Annotated in this window: 9 protein-coding genes; 6 read left to right on the top strand and 3 right to left on the bottom strand. The window is 63.3% G+C overall.

What is annotated here, in order from left to right; translation table 11 throughout:
• Nucleotides 1–1,278, bottom strand: coding sequence for an IS21 family transposase (gene istA / locus HUN08_RS13005; RefSeq protein WP_124249144.1), 1,278 nt, complete (start codon nt 1,276–1,278; stop codon nt 1–3).
• A gap of 122 nt (nt 1,279–1,400) precedes the next feature.
• Between istA and HUN08_RS13000 the strand changes: the two genes are divergently transcribed.
• The 5 genes from HUN08_RS13000 to HUN08_RS12975 all read left to right on the top strand — a co-directional run bounded on the left by HUN08_RS13000 (nt 1,401) and on the right by HUN08_RS12975 (nt 9,924).
• Complete coding sequence (locus HUN08_RS13000) at nt 1,401–1,838, top strand: hypothetical protein (protein ID WP_124249086.1); 438 nt, start codon at nt 1,401–1,403, stop codon at nt 1,836–1,838.
• Between the two features lie 29 nt (nt 1,839–1,867).
• Entirely contained in the window at nt 1,868–4,426 is a 2,559-nt protein-coding gene (locus HUN08_RS12995) for an ATP-binding protein (RefSeq protein WP_165353465.1), read from the top strand.
• Nucleotides 4,416–6,266 (top strand): hypothetical protein, encoded by a 1,851-nt coding sequence (locus HUN08_RS12990; protein ID WP_124249084.1) that lies wholly within the window; start codon nt 4,416–4,418, stop codon nt 6,264–6,266. The genes HUN08_RS12995 and HUN08_RS12990 overlap by 11 nt, the downstream gene beginning before the upstream one ends.
• Before the next feature lie 598 nt (nt 6,267–6,864).
• A complete protein-coding gene (locus tag HUN08_RS12980) occupies nt 6,865–8,076 on the top strand; it encodes a lipase family protein (protein ID WP_124249083.1) in 1,212 nt (403 codons plus the stop codon).
• Between the two features lie 63 nt (nt 8,077–8,139).
• The gene (locus HUN08_RS12975) at nt 8,140–9,924 is read left to right on the top strand and encodes an HNH endonuclease signature motif containing protein (RefSeq protein WP_165353464.1); all 1,785 of its coding nucleotides are present in this window, start codon (nt 8,140–8,142) and stop codon (nt 9,922–9,924) included.
• Here HUN08_RS12975 and HUN08_RS12970 read toward each other — a convergent pair whose 3' ends face one another.
• Complete coding sequence (locus tag HUN08_RS12970) at nt 9,925–10,605, bottom strand: TetR/AcrR family transcriptional regulator (RefSeq protein WP_124249081.1); 681 nt, start codon at nt 10,603–10,605, stop codon at nt 9,925–9,927.
• Nucleotides 10,606–10,702: 97 nt separating this feature from the next.
• On the opposite strand from HUN08_RS12970, the gene HUN08_RS12965 reads away from it, so the two are divergent.
• A complete protein-coding gene (locus HUN08_RS12965) occupies nt 10,703–12,136 on the top strand; it encodes an MFS transporter (RefSeq protein ID WP_124249080.1) in 1,434 nt (477 codons plus the stop codon).
• A 3-nt stretch (nt 12,137–12,139) separates the two neighbouring features.
• On the opposite strand, the gene HUN08_RS12960 is transcribed toward HUN08_RS12965, so the two are convergent.
• Nucleotides 12,140–12,553, bottom strand: a complete 414-nt coding sequence (locus HUN08_RS12960; RefSeq protein WP_301546730.1) for a cupin domain-containing protein — start codon at nt 12,551–12,553, stop codon at nt 12,140–12,142.
• Between the last annotated feature and the right edge of the window lie 37 nt (nt 12,554–12,590).

Raw genomic sequence — 12,590 nt, 5'->3', positions numbered from 1 at the left:
TCATGATGCGATCACCTCGCGATGACCGGTCGTCGGGTTCGGGTCGAAGTCCACCCCGAACAGTTCGTCGTAGGAGGCGGTATCGCGCACCAGCGCGGGCTCGACCGGCACCAGCTTTCCCCGACGAGCCGCCTGGTACCTGGCCTTCTGGGCTTGCGCATAGTCATGACGCAGGACCTTCGCCGCGGCCACGTGCTCGTCGTCGGTGATCGTGCGCGCAGTGTCCCAACACCGCGAATGAGCACCGATGACCTGCCCCTGGCAGGAGATCACGACCTCGTCCATGCTCGCCGCGACGTCGACGAACCGGCCGATCGCTGACGGATGCGCCGAGTAATCGTTACCGTCGACCCGCACGTAGTAGTCACGACTCAAACGGACTCGCGAGGACAAGCCGACGTGCGGCGCCACCGGCGGCAACCCGGTCATCGCGGCCAGGTCCTCGTCGAGGAAGTCGATCGGTCGACCATGCAACGACCGCACCGTCCGCGCGTTCGCCTTCGGCAACCACAACCCAAGTTGGGAGTTGAAGTCCGCGGGTGAGGCGAATTCCCGACCCGGCAGGAACGAGGTCTCGAAATAGCCGTTGTTGCGTTCGGTCATCCCCTTGAACTCCGGGTCTCGGGGCGGCGCGAGCACGATCCTGGTGCCCAGAGTTCCGGCGAACATCTGCGCCGGCTCGGTGACTTTCCCGGTGCCGCCGATCGCTGATTCGCGGTCCCACACCAGCGTTTTCGAGACCTTCCCGATCGCCGATATCAACGCCCACATCCCGGCCAGGATGTCTCCGGCCTGCCGTGACGGGATCATCATCGCCGACAGAACCTTCGAAAACGTCAACGTCATCACCAGCACCGGGAGGATCTCGGCGTTGCCGAACCCGGTCGGGATCCGCGTCTCGGGGAACCACAAGTCCATCTGCGCCGACTCGCCGGGCTTGTGGACGATCCGATCGGCCGGGTCGATCCCGACGTACTCCGGGCGGATCTGCCGGATCCGGTCCTTCAAGATCGTCAACGAGTTCGTCCACTCGATCCGTTCGGCGATCACCGTTGCCGGCATCTTCGGATCCAATGTGAGTTGCTGACGGATCTGTGGCTCGACGGCGTCGACCAACGAGCCCTTCGACGGCCGCGTGTACTTCGGCGCCGCGTCCGACCGCAGCGCCGCGCGCACCGTGTTCCGCGAGTGCCCGGTCACCCGGACGATGGCCTTGATCGACAACCCCTCCGCCTTGTGCAGCCGACGGATCTCGGCCCAGTCTTCCACTGAAATCATCCCTCCAGAATGACGAGGGGGGTCAACTTTCACCCGTCGTCTGGGGGTCAGTATTCACGCGTCGTCGACATCTACAGTGGATCGCTCACGAGGACATCCCAGGAGCGTTCGACGAGACGCTAGTGGAATCGACGCATCGGATCGACCTGCTGAGTCTCGGCGGCTCGCTCAAGGAAGCCGATGCATCCCGAAATGACTTGTGCGAGAAGTCGGCAACCTTGAAGGCGTGGCTACCGCGGATCGATGAGAAGCCGGCTCTCAGAAAGAAAGTCCTTTCGTTCGTCCGCGATTATCACCATGCATTGAGCAGCCTCGGTCCTCGCCTGAAAGACGGGGCGTTCTGCTTCTTCACCCTGGGGGAACGACGCGTTGGGAAGCAGACTTTTCCGCTCGTAGGCATCACTCGGGAACTTCTCCTTGCGGACAACCATGAAGAAGTCATGATCATCGAGCGGGTGCTTCCAGGGTCACGCAAGCGCATGGCAGCCAAGAACAATCAGGGTGCCACGATGGCGCAAGAATGGGTTCTGATCACCAGATCGTGGAGGGCAGATTTGTGAGCGGGTCTGCTTCAAGCAATTCAACGGTCGTGGAGACCCTCCAGCTCGATGTGCATCCGTCGGTCGTGTTCAAACTGGGTGCCGACCTAATCACCGACGACATGCAAGCTCTGATGGAGTTGATCAAGAACTCCTACGATGCTGACGCAACCCGTGTGCGTGTTTCTATTGATACACACGCCCGGTTCGACCGCCTGTCTGGCGAACTTCTGGACAACCCCGAAGCTGGCTCTTCGGACGAGTCCGATGAAGAACAGGACGAGCTTGTCGGTGCGATCACCATCATCGATGACGGCACCGGAATGGACCTCTCGGCCATCAAGCGTGGCTGGCTCACGGTGTCGCTAAGCCAAAAGCTGGAGATGAAGGCAGCAGGTCAGGTCACAGCGAAGAAGCGTACCCCGCTCGGCGACAAGGGCTTGGGTCGCCTTGGAGCTCAGCGGCTCGGCGATCAGCTCGCGATGACCACCACTCACCGGAGCGAGGACCAAGCCTCGGTGGCCCCGCTGAACGTTGTGATGAACTGGAGCGACTTCGCAGGGGCGGAATCACTGAGCAGTGTGCCTATCGATGTGAACCAGCTCCCCGCCGGAAGTATGAAGAGGGGAACACGTCTAGAGATTCGCGGTCTGCGGGACCCGGAGTTTTGGCGTCAGCACGAGACGAACGACCTCCAGCGCGAGCTTGCTTCCATGATCTCACCGTATGAAGGAGTATCAGGATTCAACATCTCGTTGACGATCGACACGACTCTCATCAATCTCCGAGAAAAGGCCCAGGAGGTACTGAAGGCGGCGCCGGTGATCTATTCCTTCGAGTTCGACGGAGAGCAACTCGCTATCACAGGAACCTACTCGTCCTCATTCTTGCGACCACAGCAGGGCGCAGAGGACGTCGCGGCCTTTGATGATCTCATCGATCGTGACAATGGGTATGCGTTCTCCCAGTGGCTTCTCGCGAAATCTGAATCTGCGCGTGCACGTCCACTCGGCATCGAACCTGGCGACGACCAGTACTTTCTCAAGAGTGAATCCACTATCCAACTATCGACTCTCAAGGACGTCGAACTCGTCGCCAAGGAAGTGATCTCGCCGGGCCCGTTTCATGGTGAAGTGAGTGCCATCTCGTTGGCGCGCGACACAACCAGCATCTTCGACCGCACCTCGGACTACAAGGAGTTTGTCCGCGCTCTCGTGGGCATCAAGGTCTATCGGGACGGCTTCGGCGTTCGAGTGGATGAAGACTGGCTCGGCCTGGGAGAGCAATGGACATCCGGAGGTTCCTACTACAGCCTCCGGCCGGGAAACGTCTCAGGATACGTGAGCATCTCTGCCAGAGGGAACGCTGCGTTGGAAGAGACCACCAACCGTGAAGCATTCAGAGATACCCCGGCTTACCGCAATTTCATTTTGGTGATGAAGGCGTGGGCCGCATACGCTGCGCGAGTTCAGGAGCATCTGCGTCGAGGCTACAACGACTATAAGCGCGAGAAGCTGGCTGAGTCGATCGACGTCTCGCCACGGATCACTCCTCAAGAGTTGATCAAAGACGTGAATAGACGCATCTCAGAGGGTTCGGGCCTAGCCGCTCAGGCCGCTGAAACCAAAGGGGTGCTGAACCAGATTGAAGCCTTGACATCCACCCTAGACGAACAGCAACGAAGTGCAGAAGGTACCGTCTTCCACGACCCGACTCTCGCAGCTGCACTTGACAACACGATCTCGCAACTCAGGACTTCTGTCGCGGAGGCGAGGACTCTCATCGGCCGCCTGGATGACCTCAAGGAGGCACATGACCGCATGCGCCTCGGTGTTGAGTTACTGGAGGAGCAGCTACGTCTCGCCCAAGACCAGATCGGAGACGCGTGGGAGTCGGTTGCCCTAGGTCTGGGCGCTGAAGCACTTGCTCACGAGGTGCAACACATCAGCGATGGGCTGCGTGGCCGCAGCGCTCAGATCGTCCAGTACCTGAAGACCTCTGGGAGCACCGACCAGCGAGTCTGGACCTTCGTGGAGCACGTCCGCTCGTCCGCAAGCGGACTGAGCAAGCAGGTCGCAAGGCTATCGCCAGCTCTGCGCTACATGCGAGAGCGCCGCGACAACGTGCGCATGTCAGATATGTGCCAGAAGCTTGACGAGTACTTCACGGCGAGGTGGGGTACGAACGGCCTCAAACTTGAGATCGATGTGGCGAACGACTTCGTTGTTCGAGTCAACGAAGGCAAGCTCACGCAAGTGTTTGACAATCTCATCCTCAACAGCGAGTACTGGCTTCTTCGGCAGATTTTCGCCAAGAGGGCCGACCAGGGGGTCATCAGGATCACCGTGGATGGCCCGTTCGTCACCGTTGAAGACGACGGCGTGGGCGTAGACGAGTCGATCGAGGAACTTGCATTTGACCCCTTCATTACGATGAAGCCATCCCAGTCGGGCCGAGGTCTCGGCCTCTTTGTCGTCCGGCAGCTCCTCGACTCGATGAACGCGTCGATTCTCCTTTCCCCTGACCGAAACAGTCGGGGTCGACGCTACAAGTTCCGTATGCACTTCATGGATGCGGAACTCGCGAAGGGGAACGAACGTGAGCAGTGAGGCCGTTGACAGCGGATCACCCAATCAGAAGGAGCAAATCCAAGAACTCCTGACCGCGCTTGGTATCACCAGGGTCGTCAACGTCGATGACGATCACGCTCCGGGCACACAGCAGAGCAAGGAGGACGTGCTCGGGGCCATCCGAGCGCAGTCCATCGACACGGTGCTCGTTGCGAGGCTTATCCTTCCCGATAGCGAAGACGAGCAAGCCGAAGAACTCAGCCAGGACGAGGTGCTCGATCTTGTCAGCACCTCCTGGGACGACCTCACCGACCTTCAGCGGGACGAGCTGACCCAAGCCGCGCTACGTGCCCAAGCGTCGGGCGGTGGCCTGGTTGACGATCAGCCCCAAGACGTTGCTGGCAACAACGCCGCCCTGCTTGCGCTTCCAGAGCTCCTCGAAGGTGTCGCCGACTTCCGGCGGATGAGACTTGCGGACTGGCGGGCTGCGGGCGAGGCCCTACTTGATGACCAAGTGCCAACTTTGCTCCTGTTTGATCGCAGCTTCGAGCGAGAGGGAGGCTCGGCTACCGCGGGTGATGACCTGGTGCGGGGCGTGCTTGCGCGCGACGACCGCGACCACGTTCACGTGGGGCTGCTAACCCACACGGCTGCCGACGAGGGTCGCGAGAACGATATCGCAGCCGAGATCACCGATGGATTGGCCACCAGCCGGCCGGTCATCGTGGTCGCCAAACGCCGCCTCCAGGATCAGCAGTTCCCCCAGGCACTGCGCCTTGTCTTGTTCGCATCGGAGATCGAGGCCTTCCGATCGCATGCGGTTAAGAGCCTTGAGCAAGCGAACCTCAAGGCCATCGAGGCATTGAGAGGTGTCGATCGGTACTTGCTCCTCGCAGCATTCGAAGCGGCTCGCGAAGAGGGCCTATACGAGACGGACTATGCGATGCGGATCGCTGCGACATTCGCACGCAAATCGCTCGCAGCCTCGTTACGAGACGCCGTGTTCGTCGACAAGGTGCTCAACAAGCTACGCAACGCCGGAGCGGTCAAGCTGTATCTTGATGGTGTCTCTCGGCCAGCCCAGTACGACCAAGTTCAGTGGGACGAACAGTTCGAGACTGGAGAGTCCCTCGCATCACTGGCAAGCCCCCTCGACGTCGGTGACATTTTCAAGTTCCATGATCTTTTCGGCAAGGGACGTAGCCAAGGCAGACCCCGCTACTACATTCTCCTTACGCAGGCGTGCGACCTGAGCGTCAGGGCGAGCGGCCGGAGGAGTAACGCTCTGACGAGGGTTCTTCTCACAGAGTTGAAGCCAGCCGCCAAGGGCGACGAAGAAACCTATCGTCCGCTGAAGTCCAACCAAGCCGATCTCGGCCCACTTCTGGGCTCTGCCGGTGACCTGTGGCGCGTTCAGTTCGCGAGTCAGATTTGGGTTCCCGTCCTGGCGCTCGACGCGTGCGTCACTAGCGGAAACGGTCACGGTGTGGTCGGCGGCGCTGACGTGGCACCCACGTCCCTGCCGGGATCATGGATGCGTCGCCACGAGAAGATGCAAGCCGAGGTCCGAGGGCTCGCGTCCAAGTTCCAGGGCATGGAGTCGGTCCTCGACACCGTTCAGGGAAAGGAAGCCGACGTCCGTCTAGTCCGTCTAGCGCGACGGCACGTCACTGCTGCACTACTCGGTACGGCCACCAAACACAGCGATGGACTTACCGCAAAGATAGACGCGGCAGCAGCGAAAATCGAGTTCGGCGTAGAGCGCTTCGCACGGGTTTCAGATACGACGGCACGGGGACTTCTGTCACTGCTCCTCCAACACCAGTCACGCCCGGCATTCGACGGAAAACTGCTCTATGACTCCGAGGACGGCTCGTGAGTCTCTAGCGCTGTAGGGGCGTTGCGGATTTTGACTTCGTGCCCTCAATGGCTTCTCGCTGGAGAATCTGTTGGGTCGTGCTACGTAGGTTCTGCTTGTCAGGCTAGAGAAGATCGCTCGAGCCGGTCACGAGCCGTGCGTGGCCCTCTGCAAGGAGTCGGTGCGGACCGACGCTCGTTGCGCTGGAGACGGGTCACGGAACCGCACCGACATCGCGGCCGAGCTGACGTGCGTCCTGCGCGCCTTCATCGATCGCGACCGCGCGCCGGCCTCAACCACGACCGTCGCTGCGGACAGTGTCGCCATCAAGCGCGCACGGGCAAGGAACCGATGGCGGTCGGCGTTGCGCCTGGAGGCTGGATCCGGCTCACCACATCTATAGATATGGTGAAGACGACAGTATTGAGCAAATGTGATGTACGACATGTCAATGATCGCCCAAGCTCTCCGGACTACCTGTTCAAATGCACAAAGATGGGGCGATGCGGTGTCGGGTTGACGATCGATACGGTCGCACTAGGGTGACCATCATGAATGCGGTTCAGTTCAAGTTGGTCCGCCGTCTAGTGATCGGAGTTCGGGAGTTGGGACTGTCGTGATGAAGCGCCCAGGGGTGGTCGGATCCGCGGCCGCGTTGCGGAACCCGACGGTGATCCGGCATCTCAACGAGTGGGCCGCGCGACGACTCACCCCGGAGCAGCGAGCCGACCGGTACGCCGCCATTCTGCCGACCCCGCTGACGGGTTTCTACACCGATCCGGGCGACCTCGCGTCGCATGCCAACGGCGAGGTGATCCGCGTCGAGCGCGTGACACCGCGAATCCCGTTGCCGGGCATGGAGGTTCGGCGGTTCATGGTCCGATCCACCGACACCGAGGGAAGACCGGTCCCGGTGACGGCAACGTTGATCGTGCCGCGACGGTCGTGGCGGGGCACGGGGCCTCGGCCGGTCGTGGTGCGCAATCAGCCCATCAACTCGCTCGGGCTCAAATCGGCGCCGTCCTACCAGATCAAGCGCGGCACCTACGTCGACGTCCCGCCATTCCTCCCGTTCTTGTTGGCCCGCAACTACGCGGTCCTGCTGCCCGATCACGAAGGGCCGCGCATGGCGTATTCGGCCGGCCTGATGGCTGCACACGCGGTGTTGGATTCGGTGCGTGGGATGCATCGGGTGGAGCCGGACCTCGCCGAGGCGCCGATGGCAATGGACGGCTACAGCGGCGGCGCGATCGCCACCGCCTGGGCCGCGCAGGAACAGCCGTCCTATGCGCCGGAGCTGCGATTCAACGGCGCGGTCGCGGGCGGGACACCGACCGACTATTCGTTGCTGTACCGCAGCATGAATGGCGCGTTGGGGTCGGGTCTGTTCGCCGCGGCCACCATCGGCCAGGCGCGTGAATACCCGCAGATGGTCGAGCTATTCGGCGACTTCGCCCTCTACGTCGCGACGCGGATCAAGGACTTCCCGCAGCCTCCGCTCGCGGCTTCCGGTATCGCGCGTATCGACCTCGACGCACTGGCCACGGTGCCCGATGCGTTTGATTCGGAGATCGCGCAGTCGGTCATCGCCGCCAACCGGCCCGGTGAGACCGCTCCGACGATGCCGGTCCTGCTCTACCACGGTTCGAGGAGCAGGTTGCTGGGCGACCAGTTCATCCCCGAGCAGGGCGTTACCGAACTCGTCGAGCGGTGGCGTGCGAAGGGGGCGGATGTCGAATACCGCGCTGTCCCCGGTGAGCACATGATCGCCGCCGGGTATGCGATGCCCAGCGTGCTGCGCTGGATGCGACGCATGCTGGAGACATCCTGAGCTGCACAACTGTGTGTTGACTACGAACATATGTTCGATTAATGTTGAGGCATGGGACTCATCTTGGACACCGCGCTCGAGGCAATGAGTGCTGCGGTTTCCGATGAGGTCGATATCCCGGAGTTCGCGCCGGTCGATCCGGCGGACGGGGAGTGGGCATTGTTGTGCGACGAGGCTGCGGGGCCGTTGCCGATTCCCGGGGCCGACGCCGATTGCGCCGGCCCGGATTGCGGTGAGGACCATTTGGGTGAGTCGGACGGCTCGTTGTGGATGGGCCGGGCGCAGGCTGTCGCCGCGGCGATGGATGTGACGGTGGGTGAGCCGGCGTGGACGCTGGAAACCTTGGCCGGCTGCGGCAAGGCGTCGTCGATGATCGCGTGGTGTGAGTATCGCGAGATCGGTGCGATGCATCGCCAACTCGCGACGTTCGGTAAGCCGGAGCCGTCACCGCGGGGAGCACGGATCCTGGATGTCGAGGGCCAATGCGCGGCACGGATCGCGATGTCGCGCGGGATCGGCCAGGATGCGGCGGAGACCTGGTTGGCCGAGGCGATCGCGATGCGGGATCGACTGCCGTTGGTGGGTCTGCGCCTGCGGGACGGGATGATTTCGCCACGACAGTTCCGGTTGATCGTCGCCCGTACCGAGTTGATCGACGGGCAACAGTGGGCTGGCGCGATTGATCACGGCATTTTCTGCGCTTTGGGCAACGGTCGGGGTGTCTGGTCGAATCGCAGATTGCGGGACATGGTGGATCGGATCGTCTTCCGCCACGATCCGGATTCGGTGCGCCGCCGCAGGGAGAAGGCCAAGAGTGATCGCTGTGCCTGGTTACTTCCGGGCGCCGACGGGATGGCCAGCATTGGAGCGACGATGACCGCCGAGGATGCGGCGATCGCCTATGACGCCGTCACCCGTCTGGCGGCTCTCGCTTGTGAGCATGATCGACGGTCGCCGGAGGCGCGGCGTAGCGATGCGGTGTTCGCCCTGTTGTCGGGCACCCGATTCGACTGCGACTGCTGTCGCGATGATTGCCGGGCGTCGATTCCCGAACCCGACGCCTTGAACGCATGGCTGGCCGAGCAGCAGCGCACGGCGGTGACAAAGGGTGCGGTGGTGGTTCATGTAGTCGCCGAATGGGCCACCGTCGACGGAAAGAACGACAATCCGGGGTTCATGGATGGGCACGGCGTGATTTCTGCTGCTCACCTGCGCGACATCCTCGACCGCGACGACGTGCGCATCCGCCCGCTCAACAAGCCGACGACTGTCATCGAGAACAACGCGGAGACCGAGGGTCTGTGGTTGCCGACGTTTCTGCCGTCGGATCCGTATCGGCCCTCGACCGCCTTGGACGCTTTCGTGCGGATCCGTGACGGGTATTGCACGGTGCCCGGCTGTGACTATCCGGCCTGGGCCTGCGACATCGACCACGTGACCGAGTACGACCACGATGCCCCGGCCCAGGGTGGCCGGACCGATCCCGACGGGCTGGCCGTCAAATGTCGGATGCACCATCTGTTGAAGACCTTCGGTCACGGCTGGATCGATGACCAATTCCGCGACCCAGGCGGCCGCCTCGTTTCTGAGGTGGTTTCACCGGAAGGGATCAGGTTTCCCGGGCCGGCCGAAACGAATCAAGACCTCTTCGAATCGTTGACGACGATCACCTGGCGCGATCCCGACCCGCCACCGGTTGATGTTGATACGACCGCTCCGCCCCGAGGTCGGAATCGGTTGAAAGCCGAGCATGCCCGGCGCCGACGTGAACGCGCCGCCAACCGTGACAGGCGCCTCGCCGAGGAGAAGATCAACCCACCTCCCGCTGACGGAGACCCGCCGTTCTGACTACTGCGACTGCGCGCTTGCTCGCAGACCGTCGAGCAGCAGGTCGAGGCCGGCCCGGAACTGTTCGGCATCGTCGTGCGTGACGAATTCGTCGACGATGTAGTGGACGAATGGAAACTGCTCGGCGTCGAGGGAACGCCACTCGTTCGCGTGGGCGGCGATGTGCTCGTCGCGTGACACACTCCCGTCGAGAACCTCGGCGGGAATGGCTTGGCCGAGGTCGGCGGCGGTACCGATGACGAAGCCCATCACTGCGGAAACGGCGTGGAAGGATTCGCGCGGCGGGAGGTTCAGGCGCATGACCTGCTGGCCGAGGCGTTCGTAGAGCACCATGCCGTTGGGTTGGGCTCCCGTGTCCCGCATGAGATAGGCGCCGAGCCACGGCCGTGCCTCCACGGCGTCGAACAATGCGACGGCGATGTGGCGCAGGTTGTCGATCGGGTCGTCGCCGTCGGTGAACCCCGCGGTGTCGGCGACGACCCCGGCCAGCACGTGGTCGGTGGCGCGGTCGAGCAGCTCGTCCTTGCTGTCGACGTACCAGTAGATGCTCGCGACACCACCGCCGAGTCGCGCGGCCAGTGCCCGGAAGGTCAGCGCGGATTCGCCCGCCTCGTCGAGAAGGGCGACCGCCTCGGAGACCACCGTCTCCATCGAGTGCGATGCCCGCCGTCGAGTCGTCATACCGTCATCATCCTCCCTTGCGCTGAATCGAACGCTGTTCTATCGTATCAAACGTCGTTCGATAACCGAACGTTGTTCGATAATGAGGAGGTGCCTCATGACCACAACGTCAGAGACCCCGTCAACCCGCGCCTACCCGTCGTTGCGCGCGGCCTGGATTCCGCTCGCCGCCCTGTGTCTGGCGTTCTTCGTGGAGATGGTGGACAACACCCTGCTGACCATCGCGCTCCCGACGATCGGCCGCGATCTCGGCTCCGGCACCACCGCCCTGCAGTGGGTGACCGGCGCCTATTCGCTCACCTTCGGCGGGCTGCTGCTCACCGCCGGCTCGCTCGCCGACCGCTTCGGGCGGCGACGCGTCCTCCAGATCGGCCTGGTGGCCTTCGGGCTGATCAGCCTCGGAGTGATGGCCGTCGACTCGTCGGGGGAGTTGATCGCGCTGCGCGCGGCACTGGGAGTCGCCGCCGCGATGATGGCCCCGATAACGAACTCTCTGGTCTTCCGGCTCTTCGACGACGAAGCGCTGCGGATGCGGGCGATGACGTTGATGATCGTCGTCGGCATGAGCGGCTTCATCCTCGGCCCGATTCTCGGCGGGACCGCGCTCGCCCACGTCCGGTGGGAGTGGTTGCTGCTGGTCAACGCCCCGATCGCGCTGATCGCGTGGATCGGGGTGCGCCTGGGCGTCCCGGCCGACGACGCAGCGGGGCTGACCGACGATTCGCTCGACCTTCCCGGCGCGGTGCTCAGCATCGTCGCCATCGGCCTCGGCTGCTTCACCCTCACCTCCGGCGTCGACAACGGCTGGACTTCGCTGATCACCTGGGCGTCGATCATCGGTGCCGTGCTGGCGGCCGGTGGCTTCGTCTGGCATGAACGTCGTGCGCGCGAGCCGATGCTCGACCTCCACGTCTTCACCAATCCGACGATCCGCGGCGCGACTGTCGCGCAGGTCGGCACCTCCATCGCGATGGCCGGGATCATGTTCAGCCTGATCCTGCACTTCCAATACGCGTGGGGGTGGAGCCCGATGCGCGCCGGTCTGGCCAACCTGCCGCTGATCATCACGATGATCGTCGCCACCCCGCTCTCCGAATGGCTCGGCAAGCAGTTCGGGCACCGGATCGCCTGCCTGGTCGGCGCCGTCCTCCTCGCCGGTTCGCTGGCCGGACTCGCCTGGGGCGTCGAGCACGGCTATCCGCTGATCGCCCTGTTCATGGTGACGTTCACGATCGGCCTGCGGACCGTGATGACGATCTGTGCCGTCGCGCTGGTGAGCGCGATGCCGGAGAACCGGACATCGCTCGGCGCGGCCCTCAACGACACGGCGCAGGAAGTCGGCTCGAGCGTCGGCACCGCCGTCGTCGGCACGATGATCGCCGCGCTGGTGACGGCGACCCTTCCGTCGGGGGTGTGGAGCAGCGAACTCGTCGCCTCGTTCTTCCACGGGGAGCGGCTCACCTTCGCCCTGCTCGCCGTCGTCGTCGGGCTCGTCGCCGGCCTGGGTGCGCTGACGCTCACCGATTCATGATCGCTACTGCGCCCACGGCGGGGCGATCCGCTGGTCGTCGCCCATCACCGCATTCATCCCGAGCGTGGTGGTGACCCACGCCCGCGCCGACGCCGGCGAATTGTTGCTGATCCGGAATCGGGTCCCGGCGGGAACGAGGACGGCGTCACCGGCGGCGGCGGTGAAGCGGTCGTCGTCGACCTCGACGTCGAGCTGCCCGTCGAGAACCGCGACGACCTCCTCGGCGGTCATCGAGTGGGCGGCGCCGGGGGTGTGCGGCGGGAAGTCCGCCCGCCAGGCGGCGAGGCTCGACGCGCCGGATCGGCTCGCCGCGTAAGAGCTGAAGGTGACGCCGTGGAGGTCGTAGGTGGGGGCGGAGGTGCTGGTCAGGTGGTACACAACGGGGTCCTTTCGATAGTGGTCAACTAGATTGACCATACATCGTCAACCTTATTGACCACAAGGGGTAGGGTGG

Source organism: Gordonia sp. X0973 (assembly GCF_013348785.1).
GTDB lineage: Bacteria > Actinomycetota > Actinomycetes > Mycobacteriales > Mycobacteriaceae > Gordonia.
The sequence above is the reverse complement of the archived record's forward strand: the minus strand, read 5'-3'. Positions and strand labels throughout refer to the sequence as shown.

What these genes read in the sequence shown, in the direction of transcription:
- istA (WP_124249144.1), bottom strand. Translation starts at nt 1,278, where the DNA reads ATGATTTCAGTGGAAGACTGGGCCGAGATCCGTCGGCTGCACAAGGCG.
- HUN08_RS12980 (WP_124249083.1), top strand. Translation starts at nt 6,865, where the DNA reads ATGAAGCGCCCAGGGGTGGTCGGATCCGCGGCCGCGTTGCGGAACCCG.
- HUN08_RS12970 (WP_124249081.1), bottom strand. Translation starts at nt 10,605, where the DNA reads ATGACGACTCGACGGCGGGCATCGCACTCGATGGAGACGGTGGTCTCC.
- HUN08_RS12965 (WP_124249080.1), top strand. Translation starts at nt 10,703, where the DNA reads ATGACCACAACGTCAGAGACCCCGTCAACCCGCGCCTACCCGTCGTTG.
- HUN08_RS12960 (WP_301546730.1), bottom strand. Translation starts at nt 12,553, where the DNA reads ATGGTCAATCTAGTTGACCACTATCGAAAGGACCCCGTTGTGTACCAC.